The 18,374-nt window shown below is 52.5% G+C and carries 16 protein-coding genes and 1 riboswitch; of the genes, 13 read left to right on the top strand and 3 right to left on the bottom strand.

The window, feature by feature from the left end:
• Positions 1-78 precede the first annotated feature (78 nt).
• Positions 79-214, top strand: a riboswitch (FMN riboswitch).
• A gap of 259 nt (positions 215-473) precedes the next feature.
• The 3 genes from LK436_RS17875 (at position 474) to LK436_RS17865 (ending at position 2,524) form a co-directional block, all read left to right on the top strand.
• A complete protein-coding gene (locus tag LK436_RS17875; RefSeq protein ID WP_083794789.1) occupies positions 474-1,043 on the top strand; it encodes an ECF transporter S component in 570 nt (189 codons plus the stop codon).
• A 192-nt stretch (positions 1,044-1,235) separates the two neighbouring features.
• Positions 1,236-1,499 carry a CD3324 family protein gene (locus LK436_RS17870; protein ID WP_147594819.1) on the top strand — a complete coding sequence of 88 codons (264 nt, stop codon included), beginning with the start codon at positions 1,236-1,238 and terminating at the stop codon, positions 1,497-1,499.
• A gap of 317 nt (positions 1,500-1,816) precedes the next feature.
• Positions 1,817-2,524: a hypothetical protein gene (locus LK436_RS17865; protein WP_021966747.1), complete on the top strand. Its 708-nt coding sequence runs from the start codon at positions 1,817-1,819 to the stop codon at positions 2,522-2,524.
• Positions 2,525-2,543: 19 nt separating this feature from the next.
• On the opposite strand, the gene LK436_RS17860 is transcribed toward LK436_RS17865, so the two are convergent.
• Positions 2,544-3,602, bottom strand: coding sequence for a LacI family DNA-binding transcriptional regulator (locus LK436_RS17860; protein ID WP_008399077.1), 1,059 nt, complete (start codon positions 3,600-3,602; stop codon positions 2,544-2,546).
• Positions 3,603-4,010: 408 nt separating this feature from the next.
• On the opposite strand from LK436_RS17860, the gene LK436_RS17855 reads away from it, so the two are divergent.
• From LK436_RS17855 to LK436_RS17825, 7 genes are all read left to right on the top strand, one after another.
• Positions 4,011-6,323, top strand: coding sequence for a PTS transporter subunit IIBC (locus LK436_RS17855; RefSeq protein ID WP_008399082.1), 2,313 nt, complete (start codon positions 4,011-4,013; stop codon positions 6,321-6,323).
• Between the two features lie 112 nt (positions 6,324-6,435).
• A complete protein-coding gene (locus LK436_RS17850) occupies positions 6,436-7,410 on the top strand; it encodes an endonuclease/exonuclease/phosphatase family protein (protein ID WP_008399084.1) in 975 nt (324 codons plus the stop codon).
• 6 nt (positions 7,411-7,416) lie between these two features.
• The gene (gene malQ / locus LK436_RS17845; protein WP_008399085.1) at positions 7,417-8,919 is read left to right on the top strand and encodes a 4-alpha-glucanotransferase; all 1,503 of its coding nucleotides are present in this window, start codon (positions 7,417-7,419) and stop codon (positions 8,917-8,919) included.
• A gap of 144 nt (positions 8,920-9,063) precedes the next feature.
• Positions 9,064-9,465, top strand: coding sequence for a thioredoxin (trxA, locus tag LK436_RS17840; RefSeq protein ID WP_347476103.1), 402 nt, complete (start codon positions 9,064-9,066; stop codon positions 9,463-9,465).
• Positions 9,466-9,749: 284 nt separating this feature from the next.
• Positions 9,750-10,067 (top strand): LysR family transcriptional regulator, encoded by a 318-nt coding sequence (locus tag LK436_RS17835; protein WP_242648927.1) that lies wholly within the window; start codon positions 9,750-9,752, stop codon positions 10,065-10,067.
• Positions 9,997-10,488 (top strand): hypothetical protein, encoded by a 492-nt coding sequence (locus LK436_RS17830; protein ID WP_021966745.1) that lies wholly within the window; start codon positions 9,997-9,999, stop codon positions 10,486-10,488. Before LK436_RS17835 ends, LK436_RS17830 begins: the two co-directional genes overlap by 71 nt.
• Before the next feature lie 231 nt (positions 10,489-10,719).
• Positions 10,720-11,547: an SDR family oxidoreductase gene (locus tag LK436_RS17825; protein WP_008399091.1), complete on the top strand. Its 828-nt coding sequence runs from the start codon at positions 10,720-10,722 to the stop codon at positions 11,545-11,547.
• A gap of 46 nt (positions 11,548-11,593) precedes the next feature.
• Here LK436_RS17825 and LK436_RS17820 read toward each other — a convergent pair whose 3' ends face one another.
• Together LK436_RS17820 and LK436_RS17815 are read right to left on the bottom strand one after the other, a co-directional pair.
• Positions 11,594-12,298, bottom strand: a complete 705-nt coding sequence (locus LK436_RS17820) for a Crp/Fnr family transcriptional regulator (RefSeq protein ID WP_044931789.1) — start codon at positions 12,296-12,298, stop codon at positions 11,594-11,596.
• A gap of 83 nt (positions 12,299-12,381) precedes the next feature.
• Complete coding sequence (locus LK436_RS17815; RefSeq protein WP_008399096.1) at positions 12,382-12,909, bottom strand: YgjV family protein; 528 nt, start codon at positions 12,907-12,909, stop codon at positions 12,382-12,384.
• Between the two features lie 577 nt (positions 12,910-13,486).
• Here LK436_RS17815 and LK436_RS17810 point away from each other — a divergent pair.
• From LK436_RS17810 to LK436_RS17800, 3 genes are all read left to right on the top strand, one after another.
• Positions 13,487-14,407 carry a nucleotidyltransferase family protein gene (locus LK436_RS17810; protein ID WP_008399099.1) on the top strand — a complete coding sequence of 307 codons (921 nt, stop codon included), beginning with the start codon at positions 13,487-13,489 and terminating at the stop codon, positions 14,405-14,407.
• A 99-nt stretch (positions 14,408-14,506) separates the two neighbouring features.
• Positions 14,507-15,562: a hypothetical protein gene (locus LK436_RS17805; RefSeq protein WP_227910116.1), complete on the top strand. Its 1,056-nt coding sequence runs from the start codon at positions 14,507-14,509 to the stop codon at positions 15,560-15,562.
• A 313-nt stretch (positions 15,563-15,875) separates the two neighbouring features.
• Positions 15,876-18,374, top strand: a complete 2,499-nt coding sequence (locus LK436_RS17800; protein ID WP_008399106.1) for a hypothetical protein — start codon at positions 15,876-15,878, stop codon at positions 18,372-18,374.

Raw genomic sequence — 18,374 nt, 5'->3', positions numbered from 1 at the left:
ATGGAAGGGGAGGGCAGATGGGGGAATGGTGATTAATATTTGACACGGCTTCTGATACGTGCTACTATGTAGTAGAAAAATCTGTTTCAGGGCGAGGTGAAATTCCTCACTGGCGGTGATGAGCTTTGGCTTCGAGTCCGCGAGCTTTCCTTTGGAGGGCAGAATGGGTGGGAACCCCATACCAACGGTACAGTCCGGATGAAAGAAACAAAAATACGGTTATGTATTTTTCTGGTCTTGAAATTTATTTTCAGGACCTTTTTGTTTCCTGTCAGATTCTTTTCTATATTCACAGCATTCAGGGCCGACGGCCCGGCAGGTCTGTTTTTGTGAAGGATAACCTGTGTGAAGGTGCTTCAGGGTGTCAGCAGAGAGCAGATATGAGGTATCAGGAGACGCCCGGGAGGAAAACGGAGAGTCAATCACAGAAACGGAAACTGCAGGCATACTTTTCTATCAGGAGGAATTTGAAGATGAACAAAACGATGACCCGCTATTCTCAGACAGGCAGGGATCAGACTCTGCGCCTTGTAAAGATGGGCTCCCTTGTGGCAGTTTCCATTGTGCTTGTGTACCTTATCCATTTTCCGCTGTTTCCGGCGGTTGCGTTTCTGGAGTACGATCCGGCTGATATTCCGATTTTAATAGGAACCTTTACCTTTGGACCGGCTGCGGGCCTTGCGCTCACCCTTGTGACCTCGGTGATCCAGGGCGTCACAGTCAGCGCAGGAAGCGGACTCTACGGGATTCTTATGCACCTGATCGCTACGGGAACACTTGTCGTGGCGGCTGGAACCATCTATCACAGGAAAAAGACAAAAACCTTTGCCGTGATCGGGCTGGCGGCGGGCACAGCGGCCATGGCTGCTGTCATGGTAGGGGCAAACCTGATTATCACACCTCTGTTTATGGGTGTGACCAGGGAAGTGGTATGGGATCTGATGGCCTTTATCATAGGCTTTAATGTTATCAAGGCGGGAATCAACGGCCTTGTCACCTTTATCCTGTACAAGCGGATCTCCAATTTCCTGAAACGGAATTAAATGCGTTCCAAGCAGAGAACGGAGGATGACAGCAGAACAGGTGAATGACGGAAGGAAGGGGTGGAGATGAAACTCAACGAGGCATGGCTCCATGCAAAGCCGGCAGGCTGCGACGCTTGCATGGAGATATAATAGTCGCAGAATGAGATGCCGGCTTTGCCTCCTGGCGATTATTTCAAGGAGGAAGCCTGCATGAAGTATATCAATGCGAGAGTGCTTCTGCCAGAACCGTTAGTCAGGGAGCTGCAGAGATATATCCAGGAAGGATATATCTACGTTCCAACCGATCAGACACAGCAAAAGCGGTGGGGAGAAGTATCCGGGTACCGGCAGGAACTGCAGCAGCGAAACAGCCGTATCACAGCGGAGTACCGAAATGGGGTCTCTGCGGAGGAACTGGCTGAAAAATACTGTCTGTCTGTACATGCCATACGAAAAATCATTTATCAGAAATAACCGGCAGGGGCCTCGATGACGGGCCCCTGTCTTTTTGATCTGTTGCAAAGATTTAAAGATTTTGTCCCTTTCAAAAGACACGGCGCCTCTCAAAAATAAGGGCACTCCCCGAGTACACACATACCCGGCCGCAGGAGAGCTTGACGGCTCCGGCGGCCCCGCGCCGGCAAGCCTCCCACCGGCGGGGAAGGTATGAGAACGGGCTTCCTCATTTGGGGACTTTTGATCTGGTACAGTTTCATTCTGTAAAGTCCCGTGTCTTGTTCTGCGCATGCAGACAGAGTATGATAAAAAGAAAAACAGTGAGGAGGAAGGATATGTGTACCAGATTTGTCTATCGGGGAGATGAGGTGATCACCGGGTTTAATTTTGATATAGATCCCGCTGTCTGGGATTATCAGATAATGGAGGAAGAGGACAGATTCTATATTGGAATTCTGCGCCCTGACGGAGCGCGGCATGCCTATCACGGTGTTCACCGAAACGGCAATGCCGGAACACTGCTGTATGTCCATGGAAATCCCGCAGGGACCTATGAGGACAGGGAAGGCTGTGTGACAGTGGCAGATCTGACGGAGCAGTTTATCCGGGCACAGATCACATTCGACGAGGCCTGTTCCATCGCCGGGACAAAGAAGATTGTCTATGCACCGGACGCGACTATGCAGGCCGTGCTGTCCGACAAAGGAGGGCGCACGCTGGTGATTGAGCCTGGAATCGGCTGCAGGGAAGATACGGGGAGGTATTCTCTCATGACAAATTATTCCCTGCTCTCCCCGGAAAGTACTCGCCCTTTCCTGGTTCCGGGTGATGACCGATACGAAAGAGCTGGGAGGATTCTGAGTCAATACGGAAATACCTTTGGGGTATCAGACGCATTTTCTCTCCTCCATGCCGTCCGGCAGGAGGGACCCTGGGCTACCAGAGTTTCTTTCGTTTTCTCCGCCAGGGAGCAGGCCGTCTGCTATGTGGAGAATAATCATTTTGAGCAGGTCAGAACCTTCAGGTTTCCGGCGGCCGGATAAAAAAGGACCGGGATGCATATTACAGCAGACTCGCTTCATCACCATGTGCACCTGTACAGGGGAGCGGTCTGCAGCTCTCCCTCTCTGCCATGTGGTGGGGCACGATGGTTTTAGTGGCCAGCAGGTTCGGGTTTTCAATGTGACTGATCATCTGTGCGGCGGCTTCGGTGCCCAGCTGCAGGGAGTGGACGTCAACAGAGGTAAGCTGAGGTCTTGTCAGCTTTGCAAAGATGGAGTTATTGAAGGAGACGACGGAAAGCTCCTCCGGGATCTGAATCCCGATATCCGTGCAGAGGCGTTCCAGCCAGGTGGCCAGAATATCGTCGCTGACGATGATGCCGGTAGGCCGCTCAGGACTTTTTAAAAGGGCCTCAAGCTGACAGCGCCCGGCCTCGGAGGAGATGGAGGCTTCGATAAAGTATTCCTGCCGCACTGGCAGCCCGTTTTCTGTCAGCGCCAGCATACAGCCGGCCTTTCTGTCGCCCACAAAGAGCTGGGAGTGATCGCCGGACAGGTAGGCGATGCGCCTGTGCCCCAGAGAGATCAGATACTGGGCAGCCTCCCTGCCGGCCAGGACATTGTCGTTGTCCACATAGATAGTCTGATTGGCATTTCTGAAAGCCTTTCCCACCAGCACATAGAGAAGCCCCTCGTCGAACAGATAGCTGATAATCGGATCCTTCTCCCTGGAGTAGAGGACAATAAAGCCCTCCGCCATGCCGTTTTTCGCCATGGTTTTGACGGCTTTCAGGATCTCCTCCTCGTCCTTTCCGGTGATCACAGTATTGATATACTGCTTTTGATTGCACAAAAGGCTGATGCCCCGGATGACCTCCAGGAAAAACGAGTTTTCATAAGTCTCACGCTCAGACGGCGGGAGGATGATCCCGATGGTTCTGGAGTTCTGGGAGGCCAGACTGCTGGCCTGAAAATTTGGCTCATAGCCCAGGATATCCATGGCCTTTCTCACCTTTTCCTTTGTCTGGCGGCTGATGGACGGATGATCCTTGCAGGTTCTGGACACAGTGGAGGGAGATACGCCGGCAAGTGCGGCTACGTCTTTTATGGTAACTGGCATGAATAAACCTCCTTTGCGCTGCTTTGCTGTTTTGGCAGTTCCCCAAACGTCTGTTTAAAGAGGGGGAAAACAGCTCAGATGCTTTTTTATCTAGTTTAAATGTGGCGGGAGAGAATGTCAAACTGTTTTGCAAATTTTGCGCAATCGTTTGCAAAAGTATGCGTAATTTTGCACAAAAAGGCAGATGGTTATTTGTAAAAAAGGGAGAAAGAGAAAAAAATATGACGAAAGTATTGATTTTGCATGATAGCGGATTTATATTTAATGCAAACGATTGCACTAAATAATGCAAACATAGCGGGCGAGAGCAGACTGACAGGAAGGCACAGGAGAAGGCCGAAAAGGAAAAGCGGCTGTAAATAATCGGTTTGCATCAGGCCTGCCGGTAAAAACAGGAGGAGAGTATATATGAAAGAGCAGACAGCAGGAGGATGTACGGGAATTATCCTGAAGGCTCCCGTCACCGGAACAGCAGTTCCCATCGAGCAGGTCCCGGATCCGGTATTTTCCCAGAAGATTATCGGGGAGGGAGCAGCCATTGAGCCCACAGACGGGCGGATTGTGAGCCCGGTAGACGGGGAGGTGGTGTCGGTGGCGCCCACACTCCACGCCTATGGTTTCAGGACAGAGGAAGGCGTAGAGGTGCTGGTTCACTTCGGATTGGAGACAGTGGGGCTGAAGGGCGAGTGCTTCCAGGCGTACGTGAAGCCGGGAGATAAGGTGAAGGCAGGAGAGCTGGTGGCAGAGGCCGATCTGAAGGCGCTGTCGGAGAAAAAGATCAATGCAGTCACCCCTGTTCTGGTCTGCGGCGGGCTGGGAGGGCGCAGCATGAATATCTTCCACGGGCCGGTAAAGGCAGGAGAGACAGAGCTGATTGCCATTTTTGACGACTGCCTGGAGGGCGCAGAGCAGAGTGATGCAGCGGGCGCAGGCAGCACCGATTCACCGGCTGTGGGCAGGGCAGAGTCAGTGGAGATAGGAAGCACGAAGGCAGAGGAGACGACTGCCCCGGAGAGCAGGCCAGAGCCTGGCAGCAGGAAAGAGACGAAAAAAGCTCAGAAAAAGCGTTTCCCCATTAACTTTGATTTCCTCCAGAAGCTGGGCAAGGTGCTGATGACGGTTATTGCCGTCATGCCGGCGGCAGGGCTGATGATAAGCCTTGGAAAGCTGGTGCAGATGGCAGGCGGCGATATGGGAGCTGTCATGACAATCGGAAGCACCATGGAAAACATCGGATGGGCGGTAATCAACAATCTGCATATCCTGTTTGCAGCTGCCATCGGCGGCTCCTGGGCGAAGGAGAAGGCAGGCGGCGCCTTTGCTGCCCTCATTGCGTTTATTCTGATCAACATGATTACGGGCTCTGTTTTTGGGGTGACTGCAGAGATGCTGGAAACGGAAGGCGCTGTGACCCACACTCTGTTCGGGCGTGAGATCGCAGTGGACGGATATTTCACCTCTGTGCTGGGCGCACCTGCCCTGAATATGGGCGTGTTTGTGGGCATCATTGCAGGATTTGCAGGAGGAACCATTTACAACCGGTATTACAATTACAGGAAGCTGCCGGACGCGCTGGCCTTCTTTAACGGAAAGCGCTTCGTACCTCTGGTGGTAATCGCCTGGTCCGTGATTATCTCTCTGGTGCTGGCGGTTGTGTGGCCGGTTGTTCAGACGGGAATTAACGCTTTCGGCGTCTGGATTGCCAACTCTTCTTCCACCTCGCCGGTGCTGGCTCCGTTTATCTACGGAACCCTGGAGCGTCTGCTCATCCCCTTCGGACTGCACCACATGCTGACGATTCCGATGAACTACACCTCCTTTGGAGGAACCTACACGATCCTCACAGGAGCCAACGCAGGCTCCCAGGTATTCGGACAGGATCCGCTCTGGCTGGCCTGGGTAACGGATCTGATTAACCTGAAGGGAGCCGGTGACATGGCCGGCTACCAGGAACTGCTGACAACGGTTACACCTGCCCGCTTTAAGGTAGGACAGATGATAGGAGCTACCGGACTGATTCTGGGCATTGCCCTGGCCATGTACAGAAGAGTAGAGCCGGAGCGCAGAAAGAGCTACCGCTCCATGTTCTTTTCAACCGGTCTGGCCGTTTTCCTGACAGGAGTTACAGAACCTCTTGAATTTATGTTCATGTTCTGCGCCCTTCCGCTGTATGTGGTGTATGCGGTGCTTCAGGGATGTGCCTTTGCCATGGCGGGAATCATCAACCTGAGACTCCATTCCTTCGGAAATCTGGAATTGTTCACAAGACTGCCCATGTCGGTACAGGCAGGGCTTACAGGGGATATTATCAACTTTGTCATCTGTGTGGCGGCGTTCTTTGTGATCGGCTATGCAGTGGCCTACTTCATGATAGGAAAATTTCATTTTGCAACGCCGGGCCGTCTTGGAAACTATACGGATGAGAATGCCGGGGAGGATGAGGGAGAGTCCAAAGCTGCCTTCACAGGAAATGGGGCAGCAGGAGGAGACAGTCAGGCAGAGCGGATTATAGCGCTTCTCGGAGGCAGAGAGAACATTTCCCTGGTGGATGCCTGTATGACAAGACTGAGGGTTACGGTGAAGGACATGGACAAGGTGGCATCCCTGCCGGCCTGGAAGGCAGAGGGAGCTATGGGGCTGATCAAGAAGGATGGAGGCATTCAGGCAGTATATGGGCCCAAGGCAGATGTGCTGAAATCAGATATTAACGATATCCTGTAGCGCCCGGCAAGCTGTGACAGAAAAGAACGCAGGAAGGCAGGCCCTGACAGGGGCTTTCAAAGAGCCGTATGCCGTTTAAAATTTTGAAAAACAGAAGGAGGCAGAAAGAGGGATGAAGCTTTTAACTCTCAACACACACAGCCTGGAAGAGAGGGACTATGAGAAAAAGCTGAAGATTTTTACAGAGGAAATCCTGAAGGAAAAACCTGACGTGATCGCTCTCCAGGAAGTCAATCAGCCTCTGGACGGGGAGGAGGCTGACGGGGAGGTGCTGAAAAAAAGCGGCTTCATCCCCTGCCCGTCAGAGCCTCCTTCCTGTGCTGTCCCTGTCCGGCTGGGGAACCACGGACTTCGCGCGGCTCAGCTTCTGCGCCGGTCGGGCTTTCCTGTTTTCTGGACGTGGACTTCAGCCAAAGTAGGATATGGAAAGTACGATGAGGGGATGGCTCTTATGAGCCGCAGACCCATTGCAGAGGTGTCTCAGCTGTTTCTGACAGACGGAAGAGATTATAATAACTGGAAAACCAGAAAGGCTCTGGCGATTACTTTAAATATAGGGAAAGGGGAGGAACCTGTCAGCTTTGTCACGGCCCACATGGGATGGTGGAAGGATGAGGAGGAGCCCTTCTCCAGACAGTGGGAGCGGTTGGACGCCTTCGCCTCCTCCCTGCGCAGGCGCGCAGATGTGTGGCTTATGGGAGATTTCAACACTCAGGACAGTGTGAGGGGAGAGGGTTACGATCGGATCACCGCCTCAGGCTGGACAGACGCATACCGCGCCGCCGGGAAGCGGGATGGCGGCATCACTGTCCCGGGGGCTATCGACGGCTGGCGGGAAGACGGGGAAGTTCCCGGAATGCGGATCGATTACATCTGGTATGGAAGAAAGCATGACTCCGGGGACAGAAAAAGCAGAGGAGACGTCCTGATTGAAGAGGTGAGGACTGTCTTTAACGGAAGTGACTGTCCGGTTGTATCGGATCACTTCGGTGTTTTAGCTGAGTGCAGGACACCCTGGGACGAGAGCGCAGCAACAGAGGAGTCAGAGCTGTCAAGAAAAGAAACAAGTCAGAAGTTCAGGAGATAATAGATTATGAAGCGAGAGAGCGGAATTTTGCTTCCTGTTTCCAGTCTGCCGTCCAGGTACGGCATTGGATGCTTTTCCAAGGAAGCCTATGAGTTTGTGGATCATCTGAGTGAGGCAGGCCAGTCCTACTGGCAGATTCTGCCTCTGGGGCCTACCAGCTACGGGGACTCGCCCTACCAGTCTTTTTCTACCTTTGCAGGCAATCCCTATTTCATCAGCCTGGAGGATCTGATTGAGGAGGGAGTCCTCACCAGGGAGGAGTGCGACAGCGCAGATTTTGGAAAAAAGCAGGACAGCATTGATTATGCGAAGCTGTACAGACACCGTTTTCCTCTTCTCAGAAAAGCCTATGAGAGGAGCAATATCAGCGAGAACAGAGAGTTTCTCCGGTTCCAGGCAGAAAACAGGTGGTGGCTCAGAGACTATGCCATCTATATGGCAGTAAAAGCCAGATTTGAGCAGAAGGCATGGACAGAGTGGGCGGAGGATATCCGCCTGCGCTGGGACAATGCCATGGATTACTACCAGAGAGAGCTCTACTTTGATATTGAGTTCCACGAGTATCTGCAGTTTAAGTTTATGGAGCAGTGGAGAAGACTGAAAAGCTACGCCAACAGCAGGGGCATCCGCATTGTCGGAGACATTCCCATCTACGTTGCCATGGACAGCGCAGACACCTGGGCCAATCCGCAGCTCTTCCAGCTTGACAGCGAAAACAGGCCCACAGCGGTGGCAGGATGCCCCCCTGACGGATTTTCAGCCACAGGACAGCTGTGGGGAAACCCTCTTTATAACTGGGAATACCACAGAAATACCGGTTATCAGTGGTGGATCAGCCGTCTGGCTCACTGCTATCAGCTCTACGACGTGGTGCGCATCGATCATTTCCGGGGATTTGATGAGTATTTTTCCATACCGGCAGACGCAGACACCGCGATCACGGGACACTGGGAGAAGGGACCGGGAATCGACTTTTTCCACAGGGTCCGACAGGCTCTGGGCGAAAAGGAGATTATCGCCGAGGATCTGGGCTATGTGACGGACTCTGTGCGCTGGCTGGTAAAGGAGACGGGGTATCCGGGAATGAAGGTGCTGGAGTTTGCCTTCGATTCCAGGGATTCCGGCTGCGCCGGCGATTACCTTCCCCACAATTACCCGGAAAACTGCGTGGTCTACACGGGAACTCACGACAATGAGACCATCTCCGGCTGGTTCCACTCCATCAAGAAGGAGGAGAGGGAGCTGGCCAGAGATTACCTGTGCGATCACTACACGCCGGATAAAAAACTCCACCTGGCCTTTATCAGCCTCGCCATGCGAAGCCAGGCCAGAATGTGCATCATTCCTCTTCAGGATTACATGGGACTTCCCAACCGATGCCGGATCAATACGCCCTCCACAGTGGGGACAAACTGGAAATGGCGCTTTCTGCCGGAGCAGATGACAGAGGAGCTGATTTCTCTCATTGGAAAGACCACGCTTCGGTTCGGCAGATGGAACTGGAGATAAGCTGTGTTTGTATCTGTGTGACCAGGTCACAGACAGAAATCAGGTTTGTGCGTATAATGAAAACAGATGGAAACAACAGACAGAAACAGCAGGCAGCGGCGGAGGCAGGACAGCTGCTAGAAATATGAAAAAAGGGCATACTGTATAAAAGAATTACAGAGCCCCGGCCGCCAAAGCACAGCTGAAGGGCGTCTTAAGAAGGCGCCGTCTCTAGGCGTTCAGGCAGAAAGGAAGAGAGAGATGGAGAAAATTCTGACAGACAAAAATTTCGATGAGGAGTTAAAAAATATAGGAGAAGGCAGCCCCATGTTAGTAGACTTCTGGGCTCCCTGGTGCGCTCCGTGCCGGATGCAGCTTCCCATTGTGGAAAAAATGGCGGAGGAAGGATACCATGTGGGCAAGGTCAACATTGACGAGCAGATGGGTCTGGCCGGCCGGTTCGGCGTCATGTCCATTCCGACTCTGATCGTGTTTAAGGACGGAAAGGAGCAGCAGCGCTTTGTGGGAGTGCAGTCCAGACAGGTGCTGGAGGACGCCATGAAATAGGAGACCGGACATCGTATACCTGCGGCAGCCCGTGAAAAGTGCATAAGGCTGCACAGGAAAGGATGGAAGTGGCCGGAAAAGGCCTGAGAAAAGAGCGATAAGAGAGAAAAAGGGAAGGATTTACAGTTCCAGCGAAGTCACTGTAAACCCTTCCCTTTTTCCATCGGAGAGCAGTTTTTCGCTCATCTTTCGCTGGTTCGCAGGAGTGTGCTATAATATAATTGAATGAGTCTGTCCGGGAGGTGTTGTAATTGCTGCGGCAAATCAGATATTTTCAGGCCGTTGTGCGCAATAACAGTTTTTCAGAGGCCGCTGAGGAGTGCCATATTTCTCAGTCTGCCATTTCACAGCAAATTAAGGCGCTGGAAACGGAATTGGGCTTTTCTTTGCTGGAGAGAAAAAACAGGAAGTTTGCTCTGACGCCTGCGGGAGAGCATTTTTATAGAAAGAGTCTGATTTTACTGGCTGATTATGAACAGATTTGCAGTGAGGCGGCTAAGATAGCCCGCGGGGATGAGGTGATTTTAAGAATTGTTTGCTCTGCTGCGAAACGGCGGCGCGGATCTGGTGCTGAACGACCAGCGCAGGGCTTTTTCAGATGAATATGTCAATCTGGTATTATCGGTCAGCGGCATGTATATCGAAATAGCAGCCAGAAATCCAATCGCCGCCCTTCCCGCTGTCACCACACAGGAATTAAAAAACATTCCCTGTATTTTGATTGCATCCAAAGAGCAGAGACAAACGGAACAGGAATACTATCAGACGGTGATTGGCATCCAGGGGGATTTCCTGTACGCGGAAAATCTGGAAGAAGCCCGCCTGCTTGTCACCAGCGGACAAGGCTTCATGCCTGTGGAGGGAAACAGCCAGACCGTGAATTTCGGGACTTCTGTCTGCCGTATTCCCCTCTATCGGGGGGAGGAGCAGATTACCCGGAAGTACTGCCTGTTCTGGAAAAAGGATAATTCCGGTTACTATATAGAGGAATTTGCCGATATTCTGAAACAGAAATTTGTATAACAGCCCGTTTTTTCACAAGGCTGCTCTCGCAATCGGAGGGCAGCCTTGTTCTATTAGAAAAACTTATGCGACAGCTTTATAACTCGAATTGATTGGGCGCCTGCACAATTTTATAATGGAGATACAGAATAAAAGAAGCCAGGAAGGAAACGGCCGTGAACCAGATACGGAACACAGCAGGAAGGTTTCTTTCAGCTGATTTAAAGCAGATTTGAAGAAAGGAAGCCAGCTATGAAAAAAGATGTGATGATTTTAGCAGGCGCGGGACAGATCGGTATGGCCATTGCCCGCCGCATGGGATACGGGAAAAAGATTATTGTCGGAGATAAGAAGGCAGAAAATGCCCGGATGGCTGCAGAGACCATGAATGGGGCGGGCTTTGACGCTCTGCCTGTGGAGATGGATCTGTCGTCAAGGCCCTCTGTCCTGTCAATGATTGCCGAGGCGCAAAAGCATGGAGAAATCACCATGCTGGTCAACGCTGCCGGTGTGTCTCCAAGCCAGGCCTCTGTGGAGGCCATTTTGAAAGTGGACTTGTATGGGACGGCTGTTCTTCTGGAAGAAGTGGGAAACGTGATTGCGCCGGGAGGTGTGGGTGTAACCATTTCAAGCCAGTCCGGACACCGGATGAAACAGCTTACCCCCGAGGAGGATGAGCAGCTCGCCTGCACTCCCGCAGAGGAACTCCTGTCGCTTGCCATTTTACAGCCGGAGTATATCAGGGATACGCTTCACGCCTATCAGCTTGCGAAGCGCTGCAACGAAAAGCGTGTCATGGCAGAATCTGTAAAATGGGGCCGGAGGGGAGCGCGTATCAACTCGATTTCTCCCGGAATTATCGTCACCCCTCTTGCCCTGGACGAACTGAACGGTCCCCGGGGAGACTTTTACAGGAATATGTTTGCTAAATGCCCTGCCGGCAGACCAGGCACGGCAGACGAGGTGGCAAATGTGGCGGAGCTTCTTATGAGTGACAGGGGTGCCTTTATCACGGGAGCCGATTTTCTCATAGACGGAGGTGCCACAGCTTCCTACTTCTATGGACCGCTGAAACTATAATGCTGAACCGTAAAACAAAAGGCAGCCGGATGGCTGCCTGCAAAGACTATTTCTGCTGCTGGACGGCAGCGTAGAGGGCGGGCTTATTCAGAATACAGATCTGGCCTCTGGACACCTGGATCAGTCCTTCGGAACCCATCTGTTTCAAATTGCGGCTGACAGCTTCCCTGGCGCTTCCGATGGCTCTGGCCAGCTGTTCCTGGGTAAGGGACAGGCAGTCCTGCCTCTGGGCGGCCGCCTCGTCTAAAAGGAAGGCAGCGATGCGCTGCCTGAGGCTCATGAAGAACATCCGCTCCATGGCCGCCACCACGTCAGAAAACCGTTCGGTCATGGATTTGTAGGCGAAATTTTCTACAAAGATGTTGGCGTTCATCAGAATGGCGAAAGCAGAGGAGGGGATGATATAGAGCTCGCAGTCTGTTTCTGCCTCGATCTGTACATCGAAAGTGACGGCAGACATCAGGCAGGAGGCGGACAGAAGGCATACCTCCCCGTCGCGCAGGCGGCAGATGGTGGCCTCTCTCCCGTCGCCGGAGAGCAGGTACAGGCGCAGGATCCCCTTTTTGACAAAGACAGTGCCAAGGCACTGGGCTTCCAGGGAGCAGATAGAGCTGCCGGCCGGATAGCGGGAGAGGAGGAGGCGCTCTGATAGCAGCGCCCTCTCATTGCCGGACAGACGGCTGTAAAAGGGGAGGGAAGCCAGAAAGGCCTGCTTTTCTTCGTCGGACAGATAGATGTTTGCATCACTCATAATATCAATATCAACCTCCTGATACGGACTGTAAAACGGCACTTTTGGGGATGGCTGCCTCCGAAATGAAAGACGGCTCTTATTTAATCCTCAACCCGGTCCAGAGACTTCCACCCAAACCGAAAGACGGAAATGACCAGAGAAATTTCAGTCACTATCTCGTCAAGGATACCCGCCAGAGAACCGGACATGAAATTGTAGATAATCCAGAGGGGTGAGTTGATAAACATACCCACTACTCTGATTTTGCGGGGATTATGTGAATATCCTGCAATTGTCGACGCAATATTTGCAGCAATCGGCAAAATGGATATCCATCCCGACCACGTAAAAACAAGGGCTAGAAACTGAAGGACACAGATTCCAATACACATCCCCCAGCCTTTGGCAAACTTCCACCTTCCTCCCAGGCACAGAGAACGGAAGGTATTGATGATATAGCTCACCCCTCCTGTCATGGCACCCAGAAGTATCAGGTGAACTGTATAAATAAAATAAGATAGGAACTGTACACGGAACAGGTTGCGGTTGCTCTTGCACTGGTAAGAAAAAAAGAACAGCAAAGTTCCGGCAAATCCAATCAACTGTATAAGCATATATTTCGTAGTCATACTGTCTGCCCCCTTCTCTTCGGTTTGACCAGGCGTCTGCCCGGCTCTCAGCAGTAAATGCTGAAACAGGAATGCGCAGGTATAATGCCCGCTCCGCGGTCATTATGCCATCTCGACTAGCGTCTCGATGGGCCGCTCGGCAAATGCATGCTCATGCAAGCATGGCATGCGCTTTCCTCGCTATTGTACCATATCCTCCGGATATGTATCTCTCCGAGGGATGCGCACTCGCCGCAATAGTGTTTTGGCTCCCTTCGGGCGCCAGCGGCTCGGCGCAGGTATAATAACCGCTCCGCGGTTATTATACCATACGCTCCATTTTCTTTGGCAGATTATTTTTCTGACTTTCAAAATAAATTTAAGAATAGAAACAGGAGCTTCGTTCTTTTCGTGCAGATTTCTGCATCTAGTGCCGGCGGGCAAGATTTCCGGGAATAATCAGACACGGCTAAGGACAAAAGGGAGCAGAAAGATGCAGATAAAGGGGTGGAAATAAAGAGAACGATGTGCTAAACTGTCCATAATATAAGGCTGCTTACGTGCAGGAAGAAAACAAGCAGAACACAGGAGAGGGATTATGAGAGAAACATCACTGGTAATTATGGCAGCGGGTATTGGGAGCCGCTTCGGAGGAGGGATCAAGCAGCTGGAGCCTGTGGGGCCCGGCGGTGAAATTATTATGGATTATTCCATCCACGACGCCCTTGAGGCAGGCTTTAACCGGATCATATTTATCATAAGGAAGGACCTGGAGAAGGATTTCAGAGAGATTATAGGAAACAGGATAGAGAAAATTGCGCCTGTCTCCTACGCATTTCAGGAGCTTTCTGATCTTCCGGAGGGATATCGTCTTCCGGAGGGAAGGACGAAGCCCTGGGGAACCGGACAGGCGGTGCTTTGCGCAAAGGAGCTGGTAAGGGAGCCGTTTCTTGTTATCAATGCAGATGACTATTACGGAAAAGAGGCCTTCCGCCTGATCCATGATTATCTGGTGAATGCCAGGGAGGACAGGGGGGACGTCTACGATATCTGCATGGCAGGCTTTATTCTCTCAAACACGCTCAGCGAGAACGGGGGAGTTACCCGCGGAGTCTGCCGCGTGGGAGAGGACGGAATCTTAAAAAGCGTGACGGAAACCTATAACATAGAAAAAAGAGACGGGATTCTCACTGCTTCCGACAGAGAGGGCAATCCGGTCAGGGTTTCAGGAAGCCAGCACGTCTCCATGAATATGTGGGGGCTGACCCCGGACTTTATGGGAGCTCTCGAAAAGGGCTTTCCGAAGTTCCTGTCAGACCTTAAGGAAGGGGACCTGAAATCGGAGTATCTGCTTCCGACGATTATTGACCAGATGATTCGTGAAGGAAGGGCAAAGGTGAGAGTGCTGGAGACGAGAGACCGGTGGTTCGGTGTTACCTACAGGGAAGACAGGGAGTCTGTGAGCCGTGAGATCCGCAGGCTCTGCGAGAGCGGTGTCTATCCGGAACACCTGTTTTAAAGCCTGGAAAACAGTTTCACAGTAAGAAAACGGAAAAAACAGCAGAGATTCTGCATATGATACCATATAACTCTATGTAAACAGGAGGAGCCGTATCATATGCAGAATTTTTTTGACAGCCGTCCGTCCGGCTCTGCCCCGATTTCGGAAGAGAGCGGCGGCGGGGCTGACGGGCAGCAGCAGGCGGGACCCTTTGAGCCAAAGGAGAATGGGCTTATGGAAACGCTGAGAGATTATGAGTACTTTTCCGGTTTTTATCCCGCAGGACTCAGAGAGCTGAGAGCCAGAGTGAGGGAGGCCTGTGACCGCCTGGATTATCAGGGCAGTCTGATCTACGATGAATTTCCGGATCGGGTTGCCATAGAACGGATCTGCCGTGATATCGCGCAGAGCATAGCAGGAGAGAACACAGTGACAGAGGAGTACAGAGATTCAGGTGAGGAGCCTAAAAACGGAAATATTCTGTCCTTTCCGGAAAACAGGGGCTATGGCTCTGAGAAACAGGAGACTCAGGACGACAAGAGGGAAGGGAGAGGGCTCAGGGCCGCCTCGGCTCAGAGAGATGAAATGCTGGAGACATATGAACTTCCAAGGTATGGGGCCGGACAGAAACCGCTGCTTAGCTCCTTTGATGCCAGCTTAAGCCCATACAGTGGGACAGTAATCACGGGAAATCCGGGAACATATGGCCGTGGGAAAACCGGGCAGGACAACTTTTCCGGTACAGCTGTTTCGGAGGTGCCTCTTCACACGATGGAGACGGAAAGAGGGGAGGAGAGCAGACAGGAGGAGTCAGTCAGGGCAGAGAACCTGAATCGCGGACGCCGCCCATGGGGTCCGCCGCCACCGCCCAATCGTCCATGGGGTCCGCCGCCGCCCAATCGTCCATGGGGTCCGCCGCCACCGCCCAACCGTCCATGGGGTCCGCCGCCGCCCAATCGCCCATGGGGTCCGCCGCCACCGCCCAATCGCCCATGGGGTCCGCCGCCACCGCCCAATCGGCCGTGGGGTCCGCCGCCACCGCCGGATCGGCCGTGGGGTCCGCCGCCAAGCCAGCCTGGAAAAAGGGGAGAGGTTGAGCTTTCTGACATCATTATGCTTCTCCTGCTGGGAGATGTTCAGCACAGAAGATGCCTGCATAGAAACTGCGGCTGACAGGCCAAACCAAATCAGTCTCCGGAAAACAGATAAATATGGCATAAGCCATGGTGTTCAAAGGGTGCCGATACTGTCGGCGCCCTTTGACCGCGTTCTACGGCACAGGGGGAAACGCTGCCTTTTCCTTGTTAAAAGACTGAAAAATATGCTATAATGGGCCCAAAGGCATTCAAAGCAATAAAAGGTGCCGACAGCAGCCGGGATGGAAGCGGGCGGACAGCTGATTATCAGTGTGCGCTGCCTCTGTTTGCAGGCTCAAAGGAAGGTAGAAGCACGATACAGGAAAACCGATCATTGAGGATGAAGATAAATGAAGAGATTCAGCAAAAAACTTTGGATTATATGTGCGGCAGTTCTGCTGGCAGCGGCTGCGGGAGCGGCTTACTTAGCCCTGCCTCTGCGGGGAGAAAGGAAGGAGGAAACTGCCTATACGCCGATGGAGGACGCAGATTTGCCTGTAGCCTATATGGAGATGTGCGGCCGGCAGATGAATCCCCTTTACGGATTCAGGGAGGATGACAGGGACTGCGCCGGAAGGGGAAATCTGACTGTGCTTCCCCAGGATCGCCGCCTGACGGTGGATTTTTATAACCTGGACAGCAGAATTACGGGCGTGCAGTACGAGATCAGGAGTTTGGAAGACGAGAGACTGATCGAGAGAACAGTGGTACAGAACTGGCACCAGGACGAAGGTTCACAGGAGGCGGTGACGATTCTGCCCATTCAGAACCTGATTGACAAGGATAAGGAGTACATCCTGACGCTGGCGATTGCCACGGAAAATCAGCCGGCCATCTATTACTATACGAGGATTGTCTGGACAGACAATACCTTCCTTGGGGACATGCTCTCCCTGGCGGAAACCTTTTCCGACAATACGTTCCACTATGAGAATGCTTCGGATCTGACTACCTATCTGGAGACAGACGCTGCGGCAGACAACAGCTCCCTGGGCAATGTGACTCTGAAGAATAGCTTTGACCAGATTACGTGGGGCAGTCTGGAGATGGAGAAGGCCGGAAATGTGGAGGTAGAGCTGAAAGAGATGCAGGGCATTATGGCCAGTGTAAGACTCAGCTATTTGGCGGCCCGCATGGAGAACGGAGAAGCTGCGGAGTACTATGATGTCTGCGAGGATTTCACAATGAAGTGGAATGCACAGAGAATCTACATGATGGACTATAACAGAACTGTAAACCAGGTGTTTGACGGGGATCCGGCTCTCTATTCGGGAAAGCGGATTATGCTTGGCATCTCCGACGGAACGGGCCTTCAGGAGATAACCTCCCCAAATGGAAGATTTCACGGATTCGTGACGAACGGAGAGCTGTGGCTGTATGACGGGGAAAGCCAGGTAAATACAAGGGTATTCTCGTTCAGACAGAGTGAAACCGATCCGCTCATCGATGTGACAGGATACGGCCTGAAAATTCTTTCGGTGAGCGATGAGGGGGAAGTGGATTTTCTGGTAAACGGCTATATGAGCAGAGGCAGCCACGAGGGAAGTGTTGGCGTTGCCCTGTGGAGATACAGGATGGAGGGCAATTCCCTGACAGAGAGGCTCTATCTGCCTGCGGACGAGGGGAGCGAGGAGCTTCAGCTTGGCATTGACAGGCTCAGCTACCTGGGAGAAAATGGAATCCTCTATCTGATGATGGGAAATTCTGTCTACTCTGTCAACATGGAAACAAGGGAGTCCCGTATTCTGGCTGAGGGACTGACGGAGGAGAATTTTGCAGTGGGAGCAGGGCAGTCCAGGATCGCCTGGCAGGACGGCACGGATGCCTACGACGCATCTACCGTGCATGTGATGGATCTGAAGACCGGAAGAAGCGATCAGATCCATGCGCCGGAGGGAAAAAATATCAGGATTCTGGGCTTTGTGGGAAGCGATCTCGTCTACGGCCTTGCGGAGGAAAACACAGGTGCCGTCATCAATGGAAGGACGGCGCAGGTGCCCATGTACGCTCTGGAAATCGCCGGGGAGGATATGCAGATTCAGACCCGGTATGAGAAGGAGGGCATCTATATCACAGACGTGGAGATCCGGGACAGCCGCGTGCATCTGGAAAAGCTCTCCCGCGCAGGGGACAGCTATACGTCAGCCGGAAACGACACCCTTGTGTGCAATGAGGAGATGGAGGAGGACACGCTGGCGGGAATCGGGTATCTGGCATCGGAGGAAAAGGGCAGGGTGTATTTTGTCCAGCTGGATGAATCTGTTTCCGGTTCCGAAATCCGCCTTAAGGTGCCGGAAAAGGTGATGGCGGAGGAAAACAATACGGTATCCGTCACAGAAAGCACGCCTCTTGAGAAAAAGCAGTATTATGCCTACAGCGAGGGAAGGCTGCGGGGAAGGTTTGTGCATTTTGCGGATGCGGTGACAGCGGCTTACGACGGTATGGGAATTGTCACAGATGAGGCAGGCCGCGTGTTCTGGGCCAGAGCGGACAGGCCGGACATCAGGACAATCCGGGATCCCCAGAGTCTGGTGACGGATATTGAGCGATACCTCAGGGAATTTGCAGACGGAGAGCTGGAGACCTCAGACGGAGGGGCGATTATTGATGCAGGAGGGCTGAGCCTGAACCAGGTTCTCTACTTTGTGGGAAGAGGCTATCCGGTGGCGGCCTACACGGGAGACGGCTCATATATGCTGATTTACGGGTATGATCCGTATAATATTTCCTGTCTCTGGAACCCCGGAACGGAAAACGCCAATACAGACAAAATGGGGCTTAACGATGGGGCTGACTGGTTTGATTCCAATGGAGGCAATGATTTTGTAGCCTTTCTGACAGATTTGTAG

Origin of the sequence: Clostridium sp. M62/1 (assembly GCF_020736365.1) — a bacterium.
Classification (GTDB): Bacteria; Bacillota; Clostridia; order Lachnospirales; family Lachnospiraceae; genus Otoolea; species Otoolea saccharolyticum_A.
This window is presented reverse-complemented; position numbering and strand designations above follow the sequence as displayed.